Origin of the sequence: Pseudomonas fluorescens group sp. (genome assembly GCF_020093335.1) — a bacterium.
GTDB classification, from domain to species: Bacteria; Pseudomonadota; Gammaproteobacteria; order Pseudomonadales; family Pseudomonadaceae; genus Aquipseudomonas; species Aquipseudomonas petroselini.
Window position 1 is genome coordinate 180,435 of record NZ_JAIOKW010000009.1, and the last position, 15,782, is coordinate 196,216.

14 protein-coding genes are annotated in these 15,782 nt (G+C 59.1%); 9 read left to right on the forward strand and 5 right to left on the reverse strand.

The features are described 5' to 3' along the window. Positions 1 to 30 precede the first annotated feature (30 nt). The 3 genes from alg8 to yaaA form a co-directional block, all read right to left on the reverse strand. Complete coding sequence (alg8, locus tag K7431_RS13180; RefSeq protein WP_162471071.1) at positions 31 to 1,512, reverse strand: mannuronan synthase; 1,482 nt, start codon at positions 1,510 to 1,512, stop codon at positions 31 to 33. 83 nt (positions 1,513 to 1,595) lie between these two features. Beyond that, entirely contained in the window at positions 1,596 to 2,912 is a 1,317-nt protein-coding gene (locus K7431_RS13185; RefSeq protein WP_012722336.1) for a nucleotide sugar dehydrogenase, read from the reverse strand. Between the two features lie 836 nt (positions 2,913 to 3,748). Beyond that, positions 3,749 to 4,528, reverse strand: coding sequence for a peroxide stress protein YaaA (yaaA, locus tag K7431_RS13190; protein WP_012722337.1), 780 nt, complete (start codon positions 4,526 to 4,528; stop codon positions 3,749 to 3,751). A 119-nt stretch (positions 4,529 to 4,647) separates the two neighbouring features. On the opposite strand from yaaA, the gene K7431_RS13195 reads away from it, so the two are divergent. The 5 genes from K7431_RS13195 (at position 4,648) to moaE (ending at position 8,759) form a co-directional block, all read left to right on the forward strand. Next, entirely contained in the window at positions 4,648 to 5,772 is a 1,125-nt protein-coding gene (locus K7431_RS13195; RefSeq protein ID WP_012722338.1) for a polysaccharide deacetylase family protein, read from the forward strand. 339 nt (positions 5,773 to 6,111) lie between these two features. Further along, on the forward strand, positions 6,112 to 7,506 hold the full coding sequence (locus tag K7431_RS13200) for a PhoH family protein (protein WP_012722339.1): 1,395 nt from the start codon (positions 6,112 to 6,114) through the stop codon (positions 7,504 to 7,506). A gap of 88 nt (positions 7,507 to 7,594) precedes the next feature. Beyond that, positions 7,595 to 8,068 (forward strand): cyclic pyranopterin monophosphate synthase MoaC, encoded by a 474-nt coding sequence (gene moaC / locus K7431_RS13205; protein WP_012722340.1) that lies wholly within the window; start codon positions 7,595 to 7,597, stop codon positions 8,066 to 8,068. Next, entirely contained in the window at positions 8,065 to 8,307 is a 243-nt protein-coding gene (moaD, locus tag K7431_RS13210) for a molybdopterin converting factor subunit 1 (protein ID WP_012722341.1), read from the forward strand. The genes moaC and moaD overlap by 4 nt, the downstream gene beginning before the upstream one ends. A 2-nt stretch (positions 8,308 to 8,309) precedes the next feature. After that, positions 8,310 to 8,759, forward strand: coding sequence for a molybdopterin synthase catalytic subunit MoaE (gene moaE / locus K7431_RS13215; RefSeq protein ID WP_012722342.1), 450 nt, complete (start codon positions 8,310 to 8,312; stop codon positions 8,757 to 8,759). 147 nt (positions 8,760 to 8,906) lie between these two features. On the opposite strand, the gene rhlB is transcribed toward moaE, so the two are convergent. Together rhlB and K7431_RS13225 are read right to left on the reverse strand one after the other, a co-directional pair. Then, positions 8,907 to 10,376: an ATP-dependent RNA helicase RhlB gene (gene rhlB / locus K7431_RS13220; protein WP_043204814.1), complete on the reverse strand. Its 1,470-nt coding sequence runs from the start codon at positions 10,374 to 10,376 to the stop codon at positions 8,907 to 8,909. Between the two features lie 96 nt (positions 10,377 to 10,472). Then, positions 10,473 to 11,129 (reverse strand): alpha/beta hydrolase, encoded by a 657-nt coding sequence (locus tag K7431_RS13225; protein WP_012722344.1) that lies wholly within the window; start codon positions 11,127 to 11,129, stop codon positions 10,473 to 10,475. A gap of 344 nt (positions 11,130 to 11,473) precedes the next feature. On the opposite strand from K7431_RS13225, the gene K7431_RS13230 reads away from it, so the two are divergent. From K7431_RS13230 to K7431_RS13245, 4 genes are all read left to right on the forward strand, one after another. Further along, entirely contained in the window at positions 11,474 to 12,505 is a 1,032-nt protein-coding gene (locus tag K7431_RS13230; RefSeq protein ID WP_010212954.1) for an amino acid ABC transporter substrate-binding protein, read from the forward strand. 72 nt (positions 12,506 to 12,577) lie between these two features. Continuing rightward, on the forward strand, positions 12,578 to 13,759 hold the full coding sequence (locus K7431_RS13235) for an amino acid ABC transporter permease (protein ID WP_012722345.1): 1,182 nt from the start codon (positions 12,578 to 12,580) through the stop codon (positions 13,757 to 13,759). Between the two features lie 10 nt (positions 13,760 to 13,769). Next, on the forward strand, positions 13,770 to 14,867 hold the full coding sequence (locus K7431_RS13240; protein WP_012722346.1) for an amino acid ABC transporter permease: 1,098 nt from the start codon (positions 13,770 to 13,772) through the stop codon (positions 14,865 to 14,867). Positions 14,868 to 14,878: 11 nt separating this feature from the next. Beyond that, positions 14,879 to 15,643, forward strand: a complete 765-nt coding sequence (locus K7431_RS13245; protein ID WP_003171943.1) for an amino acid ABC transporter ATP-binding protein — start codon at positions 14,879 to 14,881, stop codon at positions 15,641 to 15,643. Positions 15,644 to 15,782 lie beyond the last annotated feature (139 nt).

Consider the following 15,782-nt stretch of genomic DNA (forward strand, 5'->3'; position numbering starts at 1 on the left):
TTTCCTAGAGTTAATTCAGGCTTGGCAGGGTCAGACCATCATCAGCAACACGGCAACGAAGATGCTGCCGGCGGAGAAGGTCATGGTCCGAGACGACCAGGTGTTGAACCAACGTTGAAAGCTGGCCAAATCGCGGGTCAGTTTGGTGTCCTGGCGGGTCCAGGACTGTTGATCAAGGCGGAAGAACACGTAGATCTTCACCAACGCGCCCATGATCTGGTTGTAATAGAGAATCATCGGGTACGCCGGGCCGATCGTGTGGCCGGAGCACGACAGCAGCAGGGTCAGGATCAGGCGAGTGATGCCGATCCACAGCAGGTAGGCGAGGATGAACGCGCCGCCGTACTTGAAGGTGGCGATGATCGCCACGGTCAGGCCGAGCAGGGAGGTCCACATCGACACGCGCTGGTCGAACAGCACCACGCTCGTGAACAGGCCGAGGCGGCGCACACCCAGGCCCAGGGCACGGGAGTTCTGGCGCAGGTTGTTGCCGTACCAGCGGAACATCAGCTTGCGGCTGGCCTTGATAAAGCTCTTTTCCGGTGGGTGTTCCACGGTGTTGATCGCTGCATCCGGCACGTAGAAGGTGTCGTAGCCCAGGCGCATCAGGCTGAACCAGCTGGATTTGTCATCACCGGTGAGGAATTTGAAGCGGCCCAGGCGCCAGTGTTGCAGCGAGTCGCTTTCCACGTCGGCGATAAAGCCTGGGTCGGTGACGACGCTGGCACGGAACACCGACATACGACCGGTCATGGTCAGTACGCGCTTGGACAGGGCCATGGAGCACATGTTGATGTGGCGTTGGGCGAAGCGTAGTTTGTGCCACTCGCTCATGATGTAGCCGCCGCGTACTTCGCAGAACTCGTTGGTGGTCAGGCCACCGACATTGCCGAACAGCTGGAACCACGGCACGGTCTTGCGCACGACGCCTTCGGCGAGCACGGTGTCGCCGTCGATCACCGCAACCACGGCACGGTCGTCCGGCAGGTGGCGGGAGATGGCGCGGAAACCGAATGCCAGGCCATCGCGCTTGCCGGTGCCGGCGATACGCACGAAGTCGAGCTTCACATGCTCCGGCGGGTTCATGCGTTCCCACAGGCTCTTCACCAGCAGCTCATCGGACATTTCCACCAGCGAGCAGACCACGGTGGTGGGGAAACCGCATTCGATGGCTTCACGGATCACCGAGCTGTAGACCTGCGCGGTGGTCAGCGCATCGATACGGAAACTGGTGACCATCAGGAACACATGGGACGGGTCGGCAGCCTTGCCCAGCTTGCGCACTTTACGGCGCAGGTGCGGGTAGACCACGTACAGGAACAGCATGCCGCGAAAGAAATGCGTTGCACCCATCGAGTAGCGCCAGATACCGACGGCGCCAATCAGGAAAATAAAATTCTTCGACTCGGAGTCGAACGTACTCGCCGGCAACAACGCGGCGAGACCCATCAGCAGGCTCAGAAAGAACAGCCAGCCGGCGGATTGGAGCAGTACGTGTTTTAACTTGGACATAAGCGTCATCCGAAGGTGAAGAAGGCTCCAGGCTGCAAGCGCTGGGGATTGGTACGCTTGCAGCCCGGAACTTGCCGTTGCTGTTACCAGCAAATGCCTTCGGTGCGGCCGCTGACGCTGGTGGCTGCGGACATGAAGCCCACCAGGTCGACGACTTGCTTGCCGTGCGGTGCGTTATGCGCCAGGGCACGGAACTTCTCATCGCGGTTGCCCAGGATGATCACGTCGGAGTTGTTGATCACGTCATCGAAGTCCGAATTGAGCAGGGACGACACGTGCGGGATCTTGCCTTCGATGTAGTCTTTGTTTGCACCGTGGACACGGGCGTACTCGACGTTGCTGTCGTAGATGCTCAGGTCGTAACCCTTGCCGATCAGCATTTCGGCCAACTCGACCAGCGGGCTTTCGCGCAGGTCATCGGTGCCGGCCTTGAAGCTCAGGCCCAGCAAGGCGATGCGGCGTTTGTCGTGGCTGGAGACGATGTCGAAGGCGTTCTGCACTTGGGACTCGTTGCTGCGCATCAGCGAGTTGAGCAGCGGCGCTTCCACGTCCAGGGAACCTGCGCGGTAAGTCAGGGCGCGCACGTCTTTTGGCAGGCACGAGCCGCCGAACGCGAAGCCTGGGCGCATGTAGTACTGGGACAGGTTGAGGGTCTTGTCCTGGCAGACCACTTCCATCACTTCGCGACCGTCGACGCCGACAGCCTTGGCGATGTTGCCGATCTCGTTGGCGAAGGTGACCTTGGTGGCGTGCCACACGTTGCAGGTGTACTTGATCATTTCGGCGACAGCGATGTCCTTGCGGATGATCGGCGCGTCGAGTTCTTCGTACAGCGACTGCAGGACATCGCCGGAGGCTTTGTCGAATTCGCCGATGACGGTCATCGGTGGCAGGTCGTAGTCGGCGATGGCGGTGGATTCACGCAGGAATTCCGGGTTGACCGCGACACCGAAGTCGACGCCGGCTTTTTTGCCCGAGCAGTCTTCAAGGATCGGGATCACCACGTTGGCCACGGTGCCAGGCAGAACGGTGCTGCGCACGACCACGGTGTGGCGAGTGGCTTTGTCACGCAGGACCAGGCCGATTTCGCGGCACACCGCTTCGATGTAATCCAGTTCCAGGTCGCCGTTTTTCTTGCTTGGCGTGCCGACGCAAATCATCGACAAGTCGGTGTCGCGAATGGCTTCGGCGAAATTGGTCGTGCCGCGCAGCCGGCCGGTTTCGATACCCTGGCTCAACAGTTCGCCCAGACCCGGTTCAACGATTGGCGATTTGCCTGCATTGATCAGGTCAATCTTGTCCTTGGAGATGTCTACGCCGACCACTTCGTGGCCACGGGCAGACAGGCAACCGGCACATACTGCGCCAACGTAACCGAGACCAAATATGCTGATGCGCATCGCATTTACCTCTTCGTCATTCAAGACTGTGTTAATCGTGCCTATTAAGGCCGGAGTTCATGTTTGCAAGCGTCACTGATGCCGCGAAAGTTAGGCGAATAGACGCCGACTTACCGCGTACAGGCATGTTAAATAGTGAGTGACTAACTATTGCACTCAAGTTGTGCGCAACTTGGCCTTGTTATTGGGGCTTGCCCTCAAATGCAGCCAGCCTTCCTGGGAGAAGGGCTTGGCGCCAGTGCCGCAGGACCTTGATAGAGGCGTTTAGCCTTTAACTATCAATGCCTTGGGTTTTATCACTGACCCATTAGGGTAAGCACAGCCTTGGCCTATAGTTCGTGGCAATTGATCCTTATCGCCGCTCTCAACTAATCGGTTGGTAATGTGACCACTGAGTCAAAGTTAATGTGACAACTTTGCTACTTCCGTTGGTCCGCCATGTAAGTCATCTCCTACAGGAACAGAGAATTTCGTTACCGGTGGTATGAGCAGTGCTTTAGGACGAAGTTCCAGGCCGCTCATCCTGTTTCCAGAAATTTCTTGAAATATTAGGAAAGATGGCACTGGTAGTATATTGATAGCACTTGCTATTTGGGCCAGTAGTTATAGGGAGTTGGCGCGAAGGGATAGTTTTGTGCCATCAGTGTTTTAAAAAATTGGTGCCACTACGAAAAAAAACGACAAATGTCGAGTGAAAGAATTTTTAGGGAGGTGTCTGAATATTTTTTGACGCCAAAATAATGACGATTTAAGGCGCGGAATGCAGGCAAAAATGTGGGAGGGGGCTTGCCCTTCCCACATTTGATTTTTAGCGTCGATGAGGTCGGAGTAGGGCTTTATTCTGGTGCGTGATCGCGCAAAAACACCAGGTTGTCAGGCTTCGACTGCTCGGCATTGAAGCGATAGCCCTGCACATCGAACTGCTTGAGCTTGGCCGGGTCGTTGATGCGTTCTTCGATCACGAAGCGGCTCATCATGCCCCGGGCCTTTTTGGCGTAGAAACTGATGATCTTGTACTGGCCGTTCTTGAGGTCCTTGAACTCGGTGTTGATGATCCGCGCGTTCAGGGCGGTGCGCTTGACCGCCGAGAAGTACTCGTTGGAGGCCAGGTTGAGCAGCACGTCATCACCTTGTGCGGCCAGCGCTTCATTGAGCCACTCGCTGATGCGGGTGCCCCAGAAGGCGTACAGGTCCTTGCCACGGGCGTTGGGCAGTTTGGTGCCCATCTCCAGGCGGTACGGCATCATCAGGTCCAGCGGGCGCAGCAGGCCGTACAGGCCGGAGAGCATGCGCAGGTGGTCCTGGGCGTAGGTGAAATCGGCGTCGCTGAAGGTGTCGGCATTCAGGCCGGTGTAGACGTCACCCTTGAACGCCAGCAACGCCTGCTTGGCATTGGCCTGGGTGAAGGCGGGCGTCCAACTGCCGAAGCGGGCAGCGTTGAGGCCGCCGATCTTGTCGGATACGTGCATCAATTCGCTGATTTGCGCCGGGCTCAGTTCGCGCAATTGTTCGATCAACTCCTGGGAGTGGTCGAGGTATTGCGGCTGGGTGAAGCGCGGGGTTACCGGCGTTGACTCGAAATCGAGGGTCTTGGCGGGGGAAATCACCATCAGCATGAAGTCGTCTCCTGTAAACGTGGAGGGATTCTAGGGGGTTGGGCGTTTTGACTCCACCTATGATGGCGATAGGCGCGATCCGCTATGATGGCCGGTGACTCTGGAGAGGGAGACCCTGTGTGCGAATAGCGCTTTTGTTGTCGGCTTGCCTGCTTTGCCTGAATGCCCAGGCGGCACCGGTGGATGTAGCCAGCCTGGACCGTGGCACCTGGCCCGAGAAGCTCAGCAGCCCGGCGCTGTTCGATGTGGCTTCACGCGCCGAAATCCTGATGTTCGCTCACAGCCTACTGGCCAGCGAGCGCCAGGATGAAGCCGCGCTCAAGCAGCGCCTGGGCCTGAAGATCATCAACATGGCCGCCATCGACGACCTGCGCCGCCAACTCTGGCAGCGCCTGCTGGAGAACTACACGTTCGCCCAGCAGAGTTGCGAAGTCGACGCCTCGTTCTGCTATCTGGTAGAGAACATGGACGATCTGCTCGAGCAGGCCGGCAAGTTTGAGGTAAGCGAAGACTCCTTCTATATAGGCTGGGCCAATCCCAGCCATGTGTTCCATGAGCGCTACCTGGACGAGTTGTTGCGCAAGGCTGCGCTGTTCCCACAGATCAGCAGCGAGGTCGCACTGTTCGGCGACCATGAGCGCAATGGCAACGAATTCAACGACCGCCTGTTCCTGCTGACCTTCGACGGCGGCCCGGCCCCGGTCAGTGGCAATACCGACTGGCTCACCGATTACCTGCGCAAACAGAAGATGAATGCGACCTTCTTCGCCCTTGGCAGCAGCCTGCAAAACCGTGTGGAACGTAGTTCCGTCGCCGATGTAGAGGCGCTCTATCAAGGTCAGTGCGTTGGCACCCAGGGGTGGCAGTACCGTTCGCACAGTCATTGGGTGGACTGGCAGAGTTCCATCACCCGCAGCGCATCGCTGGCCCAAAACCTGATGCCGGAAAACTACGTGCCGCTGTTCCGGCCGCCCTATGGCCAGCGTCGTGCGGACAGCCAGGGCTTCTTTCAAGCCCAGGGCTTGCAGGTGGCGTTGTGGGACATCGATTCCCAGGACGAACCAGGCAAGCTCAAGGCCGATGAGTCGGCGCAGCGGGTGCTGACGCTGATGTTGCTGTGGCGCAAAGGGGTCATCGTGTTTCACGACACCCAGGACAAGGCGCGGGTGGCTTTGCCGATCTTGTTGCAGGCAACGGCGCAGAGTGGTTTGGGGTGGCAGGACTGCCGGGAGGCTTTTCGCTGAAATGCCCGGCCCTGTTGGGGATGAGGCATTTGTGGGGTGATTTTGTGCGACATTTCAATGCAGGCGGACTTCCGACTTTAACGGGGACCATGGTGCTCGGCTAGTGCTATTCGTCATCCTGAAAAATAAACTTCAAAAAAACGTCAAAGTGCTTTTTTCTGTCATGGGTTTTGCGGTATTACGAAGTCAGATCGCCGAAACCTGCAGCACAGGTGGCGTCTTCCAAGACTCCTCATGTGGGCACTGCGCTTGACGTCACTCAGGTGCAGTCGGTGGTCGAATCGAGGCGCAGCACCGCCCAGGTATTGCGTCGACTGGCTCCCACAAAGGTGACCGAGTATGGATGATCATGGACGTAACCCTTCTTCCGACCAGCCAATCCTTTATGTGCTTGATACCAACGTATTGATCCACGATCCAAACGCACTGCTTAACTTCGAAGAACACCACGTCGCCATTCCGATGATCGTGCTTGAGGAGCTCGACAAACTCAAAAGCGGGCACCACAGCGTGGCTGCCGAGTGCCGCCAGGCCATCCGCTTGATCGACAAGACATTGGGCGAAGCCTCGCCGGAAGACGTCGAGGTCGGCGTCCCGATCCAGCGCGGTAAAAGCGGGCCCAAAGGCTTGCTGTCGATCCTGATGAGCAAGCGCAGCGAGCCCAACAGCCTGCTGCCGGAAAACCTGAACGACAACAAAATCATCAACCAATTGATCGACCTGCACGCACGCGACAAGGACCTGCGCCTGGTGCTGGTGACCAAAGACATCAATATGCGCCTCAAGGCACGAGCGTGTGGGATCGCTGCCGAGGACTACAGTACCGACCAACTGGTCGACGATGTGTCGATGCTCTCCCGCGGTTATCACACCGTAACCGGCTCGTTCTGGGACCTTGTCAGCAAGGTCGAAACCCGTCAGGACCATGGCCGCACCTGGCACCAGGTGCAGCTGATCGACAACCTGCCGGCCGTGCATATCAATGAATTCATCATCGACGAACAAGGCTTCGTGGGTTGGATCAAAGAGATCCAGGTCGACAAGCTGTTGATCCTCGACCTGCATCAGGAACCCCTGTTGCACCAGGAAGCCTGGGGCCTGAAACCGCGTGATATCTACCAGAGCCTGGCGCTGTATGCGCTGCTCGACCCGGACATCCACTTGGTCAACCTGACCGGCGCCGCAGGCTCCGGGAAAACCATCCTCGCCCTGGCTGCCGCTATCGAGCAGACCATGGTGACCAAGCGCTATCGCCGCATCATCGCCACCCGCAGCGTGCAGGGCCTGGACCAGGAAATCGGTTTCCTGCCCGGCACCGAAGCGGAAAAAATGGAGCCGTGGCTGGGGGCGATCACCGACAACCTCGAAGCCTTGCACATGGATGACGAAAACACCCATGGCAGCGTCGACTACATCCTCAGCAAAGTGCCGTTGCAGTTCAAATCCCTCAACTACATCCGAGGTCGCAGCTTCCAGCAAAGCCTGATTTTGATCGATGAATGCCAGAACCTCACGCCGCACCAGATGAAAACCATCATCACCCGTGCCGGCGCCGGTTCCAAAGTGGTGTGCCTGGGCAACCTGGCACAGATCGACACCCCTTACCTGTCCGCGACCAGCTCCGGGCTGACTTACCTGACGGAACGCTTCAAAGACTTCCCCAACGGCGTGCACATCGCGCTGCAAGGGGTGCCTCGTTCGATTCTGGCCGAATACGCCGAATCTCACTTGTAAATACGGTCAGTGTGGGAGGGCACTTGCCCCTCCCACATTTTGATCGGCGATAGGTTTACAATCGGTGCTCCTGATCAGGAGTATCCCTGTGCTGACTCATCTCGATTCCCAAGGTCGCGCCCACATGGTCGACGTCACCGACAAGTCCGTGACGTTCCGTGAGGCGGTGGCCGAAGCGCGCGTGCGCATGTTGCCCGAGACCCTGAAAATGATTGTCGACGGCGCCCACCCCAAGGGCGACGTGTTTGCCGTGGCCCGCATTGCCGGGATCCAGGCCGCGAAAAAAACCAGTGACTTGATTCCCCTCTGCCACCCGCTGATGTTGACCGGCGTCAAGGTCGAACTGAGCGCCGACGGCGCAGACTCGGTGCATATCGTGGCGCGCTGCAAGCTCTCCGGCCAGACCGGCGTGGAAATGGAGGCGTTGACCGCTGCCAGCGTCGCCGCGCTGACGATCTACGACATGTGCAAGGCTGTAGACCGTGGCATGACCATCGAAAGTATTCGCCTGCTGGAAAAACTCGGCGGTAAAAGCGGGCACTTCAAGGCGGACCAGGCATGAGCATCAACGTATTGTTTTTTGCGCGTTACGCAGAGGCTGTGGGCCTTGATTCGCTGGAGATGGAGGGCGAGTTCGCCACCGTCGATGCTGTGCGCCTCGCGCTGGCCAGTGACCCGGAGTTTGCAGTGCTCAACGAGACCAGCCTGATGTGTGCGCGCAACGAAGAGTTGTGCGGCCTCGATGAGCCGGTGCAGGCGGGTGACGAAGTGGCGTTCTTCCCTCCCGTGACTGGAGGCTGACCATGGCCATTCGTGTGCAAGCCCAGGCGTTTGATCCGGGCGTCGAGGTGAATGCCATGCACGCGGCCAATGTCGGCGTGGGCGCGGTGGTGAGCTTTGTCGGCTATGTGCGCGACTTCAATGACGGCCGCGACGTGTCGGGGATGTTCCTGGAGCACTACCCCGGCATGACCGAAAAGGCGTTGGCCAAGATCGCCGTGGAGGCCGAGCAGCGTTGGCCGCTGCTCAAGTTGGAAGTGCTGCACCGCATCGGCGCGCTGGAGCCGGGTGAGCCGATTGTGTTCGTTGCCGCCGCCAGTGCCCATCGCCAGGCCGCGTTTGATGCCTGTGCGTTTGTGATGGACTACCTGAAGACCCGGGCGCCGTTCTGGAAGAAGGAAAACACACCTGAGGGCGCGCGCTGGGTAGAGGGGCGCCACAGCGATCACGCAGCGGCGGATCGCTGGAAATAACCAGCCGAACACCTATCTCAACATCAGCTGAAATCAAATGTGGGAGGGGGCTTGCCCCCGATAACTGTGGCACATTCAACACCTCTGTTGACTGATACACTGCTATCGGGGGCAAGCCCCCTCCCACATTTTTTATCGCATTTCAGCTTACGGGCGTTTGCGCTCTACGGCCCGCAATAAATGTGTCGGAGGGGTTTCGCAACTGATCTTGCGACCCAGCAGCGTTTCGATCGACGGCAGCTGATAGGAGTCATCTTCCCCGGCAAAGCTGATCGACACACCCGCCGCCCCGGCCCGCCCTGTACGGCCAATGCGGTGCACGTAGTCGTCCGGCACTTCCGGCAGGGTGAAGTTGATCACGTGGCTGATGCCGTCGATGTGAATGCCGCGACCCGCTACGTCGGTGGCCACCAGCACACGAATCTTGCCTTCGCGGAAACCTTCCAGGGTCTTGATGCGCTTGTGTTGCGGCACATCGCCGGACAGCTGCGCGGCGTTCACACCATCACGCACCAGGCGCTCCTCGATACGCCGCACTTCGTCCTTGCGGTTGGCGAACACCATCACGCGCTCCCAACCGTTGTCGTTGACCAGGTTGTAGAGCAGCTTGTACTTGTCGGCACCGGCCACGGCGTAGATATGTTGCTCGACGTTCTCGCTGGCGACGTTGAGCGCTTCGATCTCGACGATGGACGGGTCGGTGGTCCACTGCTTGGCGAGGTTCATCACGTCTTCGGTGAAGGTCGCGGAGAACAGCAGGGTCTGGCGCTCGGCCTTCGGTGGGGTCTGGCGAATGATCTGGCGCACTTGCGGGATAAAGCCCATGTCGAGCATGCGATCGGCTTCGTCCAGCACCATCACTTCGACCATGTCCAGGTGCACGTCGCCGCGCTGGTTGAAGTCCAGCAGGCGGCCCGGCGTGGCCACCAGAATGTCGCAGTGACGGGCTTCAAGGTGCTTGAGCTGCTTGTCGAAGTCCATGCCGCCGACGAACGTCATGACGTTGAGGCCGGTGTACTTGGTGAGGTCGGCGGCGTCCTTGGCGATCTGCACCACCAGCTCGCGGGTCGGGGCGATGATCAGTGCGCGCGGCTCACCCATGTAGCGTTCTTTCGGCGGTGGCGTCTGCAGCAGCTGGGTGATGATCGAGATCAGGAAGGCGGCGGTCTTGCCGGTACCGGTCTGGGCGCGACCGATGGCGTCTTTGCCGGCGAGGGTAAAGCCGAGCACCTGCGCCTGGATCGGCGTGCAGTACGGGAAACCCAGGTCCTGGATGGCGTGCATCAGTTCCGGGGCCAGTTTGAAATCGTGGAAGCGGGTCTTGCCTTCCTGGGGCTCGACGACGAAGTCTTCGAGTTTCCATGGGATCACGGGCGGTTTTGGTGCACGTTCACGGCGCGGCTTGGGCGCGACTGGCGCGGGAGCGGCCTCAACCAGCTCTGCCTGTTCAGGCGGCTTCACGGTCGGCTTCTTCGGCGGGGTGACAGGTGCGGTCCGACCTGGCTGCTGACCGTCATTGCGGCTGCCGGGCGTGGGGGTTGGAGCACTGGAATCAGGCGCGAGCGGCTCAGCCTCGCTTTTGCCGAACATCTTCTTAAGTGCTTTGAGCACGGTGATCTCATTAATTGGTTAAGGAATGTACGCCGGCCAGTGTAATGCAAGAATCGGGCGCGGCGTAGTGCGTCTGTCATACGGCTACATAAACGCCGGGTTTCAGCCCAGGCGCGCGGTCAGCCAGGCGCCGATATCGTGTATCTCCTGGGGTAACACTTCGTGGCCCATTGGGTATTCCTGCCATGTCACGGTGACACCACGGCTCTTCAGGTGCTCATACGCCGTGCGACCCATGGCGTTCTGTACCACTTCATCGTACTGGCCGTGCAGACACAGCGTTGGAATGCGCTGCTGGCTGGCAGATAACTCCAGCTCATTATCGAAGGTGGGCGCGTAGGTGGAGAGGGCAATGACGCCACCCAGGGGGCCTTCCCAATTAAGAAACGCCGTGTGGAATACCACCGCACCGCCTTGGGAAAAGCCTGCGAGAAAAATCCGCGAAGCGTCTATTCCGGTTCTCTTCTGTGCCTCGATCAAATCCGTGACCATTTTGGCCGACACTTCCAGCTCTTCCAGGCTGATCGACCGCGCCGGGCTCATGGCCTTGATGTCGTACCAACTGGGCATCTCGTAGCCGCCATTGATTGTCACCGGGCGGGTCGGTGCCTGGGGCAAAACGAAGCGGGTGGTCAGCAAGCTTTCCTGCAACGCTTCGGCCACCGGCAGGAAGTCGTAGCGATCGGCACCCAGGCCATGCAACCAGATTACGCAGGCGTCTGCGGGCTTGGCGGGCTGAAGAATCAAGGGTTCGGTCATGTCTGCTCCATTAATGTGCGTGCGCTCCGATTGGGTGCGTCGGAACGGTGCGCGATGGGTTGATCTGTTAAGAAGATGTCGCACGGTTGAATCTTTTTCTATTGACCGTGGGCTGAATCGACTCAGCCGGCACTCTGGTACGGGCCTTGCTATGTGTTGAACGATGTCAGCGCTATCTCAGGACGGTAACACTATCAGTGACTGCCGCTTGTGGGATAGCAACTGGATTGATCGCAACAACCTCATGCCGCTTGACCCCAAAAAAGCCAACACGGGTCGATATCGCCTCATAAGGGTGCGCTGAGGTTCGAGCTCCGACACAACAAGAGCAACTGGAGGTTTGAATGAAGGTATTGAAATCCACCCTGGCCATCGTTTCCGCGGCGGCTGTACTGGGTGTCAGTGGTTTCGCCCAAGCTGGCGCCACGCTGGACGCCGTGCAGAAGAAAGGCTTTGTGCAATGTGGCGTGAGTGACGGCCTGCCGGGTTTCTCGGTACCGGATGCCAGCGGCAAGATCCTGGGGATCGACGCTGATGTTTGCCGCGCTGTGGCGGCTGCCGTTTTCGGCGACGCGACCAAGGTCAAATTCAGCCAGTTGAACGCCAAGGAGCGTTTCACCGCGCTTCAATCCGGCGAAGTCGACATTCTGTCCCGTAACACCACCATGACCAGCTCCCGCGATGCCGGCATGGGCCTGAAATTCCCAGGCTTCATCACTTACTACGACGGCATTGGCTTTCTGGTAAACAACAAGCTGGGCGTGAAAAGTGCCAAGGAACTGGACGGTGCAACCATCTGCATCCAGGCCGGTACCACCACTGAGCTGAACGTTTCCGACTACTTCCGTGGCAACAACCTGAAGTACACCCCGATCACCTTCGACACCTCCGATGAAAGCGCCAAGTCGCTGGAATCCGGTCGTTGCGACGTACTGACTTCCGACAAGTCCCAATTGTTCGCCCAGCGCAGCAAGCTGGCCGCGCCGAAAGACTACGTGGTTCTGCCGGAAACCATTTCCAAGGAACCTCTGGGCCCGGTCGTGCGTAACGGCGACGACGAGTGGCTGGCCATCGTGCGCTGGGTTGGCTACGCCATGCTCAACGCTGAAGAGGCCGGTATCACCTCGAAAAACGTTGAGGCTGAAGCCAAATCCACCAAGAACCCGGACGTTGCACGTCTGCTCGGTGCTGACGGTGAATACGGCAAAGACCTGAAAGTGAAGAAAGATTGGGTCGTACAGATCGTCAAGCAAGTCGGTAACTACGGTGAAGTGTTCGAGCGCAACCTGGGCAAGAGCACCCCGCTGGAAATCGACCGTGGCCTGAACGCGCTGTGGAACAACGGCGGCATTCAATACGCACCACCTGTGCGCTGATCGCTGATGGTTCTGTCACCCGGTGGGCCAACCGCCGGGTGATGTTCTGTTCCATTATTTCCGGGGCACTTCATGCAAAATCAAATCGGCGCACCAAAGCAGAAGCTCAGCTTCAGCGATCCCAAAGTGCGTGCGTGGCTCTTCCAGATCATCACGATTGTGGCGGTGGTCTCGCTGGGCTGGTACCTCTTCAATAACACCCAGACCAACCTGCAACACCGAGGCATTACCTCGGGTTTCGACTTCCTTGAGCGCAGTGCCGGCTTCGGTATCGCGCAGCACCTGATCGACTACACCGAATCGGACAGTTATGCCCGGGTGTTTGTGATCGGTTTGCTCAACACCTTGCTGGTGACCTTTATCGGCGTGATCCTGGCGACACTGCTCGGGTTCGTGATCGGCGTGGCGCGGCTGTCGCCGAACTGGATGATCAACAAACTGGCGACGGTGTATGTGGAGGTCTTCCGCAACATTCCGCCACTGCTGCAAATCCTGTTCTGGTACTTCGCGGTGTTCCTGACCATGCCGGGGCCGCGTAACAGCCACAACTTCGGCGATACCTTCTTTGTCAGCAGCCGTGGCCTGAACATGCCGGCAGCGCTTGCCGCTGACGGTTTCTGGCCGTTTGTGGCCAGCATCGTCGTTGCCATCCTGGCAATCGTGCTGATGGCGCGTTGGGCCAACAAACGCTTCGAAGCAACCGGCGTACCCTTCCACAAATTCTGGGCGGGCCTGGCGCTGTTCATCCTGATCCCGGCGCTGTGCGCCTTGATCTTCGGTGCACCGCTGCACTGGGAAATGCCCAAGCTGCAAGGTTTCAACTTTGTCGGCGGCTGGGTACTTATCCCGGAACTGCTGGCACTGACCCTGGCGCTGACCGTCTACACGGCAGCATTTATTGCCGAGATCGTGCGGTCGGGCATCAAGTCCGTCAGCCACGGCCAGACCGAAGCCGCGCGCTCCCTGGGCCTGCGCCCTGGGCCGACGCTGCGCAAGGTCATCATCCCGCAGGCCCTGCGGGTGATCATTCCGCCGCTGACCAGCCAATACCTGAACCTGGCGAAGAACTCCTCGCTGGCGGCCGGTATCGGTTACCCGGAGATGGTTTCGCTGTTTGCCGGCACGGTACTCAACCAGACCGGCCAGGCCATCGAAGTCATTGCCATCACCATGAGCGTGTACCTGGCGATCAGCATCAGCATTTCCCTGCTGATGAACTGGTACAACAAGCGCATTGCGCTGATCGAGCGGTGAGGAAACGCCCATGAGTACGCATACTTTCAAACCTGATATGCCACCGCCGAACAAAGTGTTCGGGCCGATGGCATGGATGCGCGCCAACCTGTTCTCCAGCTGGCTCAACACGCTGCTGACATTACTGGCGTTCTACCTGATCTACCTGGTGGTGCCGCCGATCCTGAGCTGGGCGATCATCGACGCCAACTGGGTCGGCACCACGCGCGCCGATTGCACGAAGGAGGGCGCCTGCTGGGTGTTTATCCAACAGCGCTTCGGGCAGTTCATGTACGGCTACTACCCCGGCGACCTGCGCTGGCGCGTAGACCTGACCGTGTGGCTGGCCATCGTCGGCGTGGCGCCGTTGTTCGTCTCGCGCTTTCAACGCAAGGCGATCTACGGGCTGAGCTTTTTGGTGCTGTACCCGATCATCGCCTTCTTCCTGCTGCACGGTGGGATCTTCGGCCTGGCCAACGTGGCGACCAGCCAATGGGGCGGCCTGATGCTGACCCTGGTGATCGCCACCGTTGGCATCGCCGGCGCCTTGCCACTGGGCATTATGCTGGCGTTGGGGCGGCGCTCGAATATGCCGGCGATTCGTGTGGTCTGCGTGACCTTCATCGAATTCTGGCGCGGCGTGCCGTTGATCACCGTGTTGTTCATGTCGTCGGTGATGCTGCCGCTGTTCCTGCCGGAAGGCATGGGCATCGACAAGCTGCTGCGCGCACTGATTGGCGTGATCCTGTTCCAGTCGGCCTACGTGGCCGAGGTGGTACGCGGGGGCTTGCAGGCGATTCCCAAAGGGCAGTACGAAGCGGCCGCAGCAATGGGCTTGGGTTACTGGCGCAGCATGGGCCTGGTGATTCTGCCGCAGGCCCTGAAGATGGTCATTCCCGGCATCGTCAACACGTTTATCGCGCTGTTCAAGGACACGAGCCTGGTGATCATCATCGGCCTGTTCGACCTGCTCAACAGCGTCAAGCAAGCCGCCGCCGACCCGAAATGGTTGGGCATGGCCACTGAAGGCTACGTGTTCGCCGCCTTGGTGTTCTGGATTTTCTGTTTTGGTATGTCGCGCTATTCCATTCATTTGGAACACAAGCTCGACACAGGCCACAAGCGTTAGGAGTTGTTGTTATGAGCGAAGCGATCAAACAGCCTGTGAGCCCTGAAGGCATTATCCAGATGCAGGGCGTCAACAAGTGGTACGGCCAGTTCCACGTGTTGAAAGACATCAACCTCAACGTCAAGCAGGGCGAGCGTATCGTGCTGTGTGGCCCGTCGGGTTCGGGCAAGTCCACCACCATCCGCTGCCTCAACCGTCTGGAAGAGCACCAGCAGGGCCGCATCGTGGTCGACGGCGTGGAACTGACCAACGACCTCAAGCAGATCGAAGCGATCCGCCGTGAAGTCGGCATGGTGTTCCAGCACTTCAACCTGTTCCCACACCTGACCATCCTGCAGAACTGCACGCTGGCGCCGATGTGGGTGCGCAAGATGCCCAAGCGCAAGGCCGAAGAAATTGCCATGCATTACCTGGAGCGCGTGCGCATCCCGGAGCAGGCCCACAAGTTTCCGGGGCAACTGTCCGGTGGCCAGCAGCAGCGTGTGGCGATTGCCCGCGCCTTGTGCATGAAGCCGAAAATCATGCTGTTCGACGAGCCGACCTCGGCACTCGACCCGGAAATGGTCAAAGAGGTATTGGACACCATGATCGGCCTGGCCGAAGACGGCATGACCATGTTGTGCGTGACCCACGAAATGGGCTTTGCCCGCACCGTGGCCAACCGCGTGATCTTCATGGACAAGGGCGAGATCGTGGAACAGGCGGCACCGAATGACTTCTTCGACAACCCGCAGAATGACCGGACCAAGTTGTTCTTGAGCCAGATTTTGCATTGATCGATGCTTGAAACGATAAACCCGGCCTGGTGCCTAATGCCAGTCAGTTAAGGGTGAGCACCGTACCTGTGGCGAGGGAGCTTGCTCCCGCTGGACTGCGCAGCAGCCCCATTTTTGGGGCCGCTTCGCGACCCAGCGG

What these genes read in the sequence shown, in the direction of transcription:
- alg8 (WP_162471071.1), bottom strand. Translation starts at nt 1,512, where the DNA reads ATGTCCAAGTTAAAACACGTACTGCTCCAATCCGCCGGCTGGCTGTTC.
- K7431_RS13185 (WP_012722336.1), bottom strand. Translation starts at nt 2,912, where the DNA reads ATGCGCATCAGCATATTTGGTCTCGGTTACGTTGGCGCAGTATGTGCC.
- yaaA (WP_012722337.1), bottom strand. Translation starts at nt 4,528, where the DNA reads ATGCTGATGGTGATTTCCCCCGCCAAGACCCTCGATTTCGAGTCAACG.
- K7431_RS13200 (WP_012722339.1), top strand. Translation starts at nt 6,112, where the DNA reads ATGGATGATCATGGACGTAACCCTTCTTCCGACCAGCCAATCCTTTAT.
- moaD (WP_012722341.1), top strand. Translation starts at nt 8,065, where the DNA reads ATGAGCATCAACGTATTGTTTTTTGCGCGTTACGCAGAGGCTGTGGGC.
- moaE (WP_012722342.1), top strand. Translation starts at nt 8,310, where the DNA reads ATGGCCATTCGTGTGCAAGCCCAGGCGTTTGATCCGGGCGTCGAGGTG.
- K7431_RS13225 (WP_012722344.1), bottom strand. Translation starts at nt 11,129, where the DNA reads ATGACCGAACCCTTGATTCTTCAGCCCGCCAAGCCCGCAGACGCCTGC.
- K7431_RS13230 (WP_010212954.1), top strand. Translation starts at nt 11,474, where the DNA reads ATGAAGGTATTGAAATCCACCCTGGCCATCGTTTCCGCGGCGGCTGTA.
- K7431_RS13235 (WP_012722345.1), top strand. Translation starts at nt 12,578, where the DNA reads ATGCAAAATCAAATCGGCGCACCAAAGCAGAAGCTCAGCTTCAGCGAT.
- K7431_RS13240 (WP_012722346.1), top strand. Translation starts at nt 13,770, where the DNA reads ATGAGTACGCATACTTTCAAACCTGATATGCCACCGCCGAACAAAGTG.
- K7431_RS13245 (WP_003171943.1), top strand. Translation starts at nt 14,879, where the DNA reads ATGAGCGAAGCGATCAAACAGCCTGTGAGCCCTGAAGGCATTATCCAG.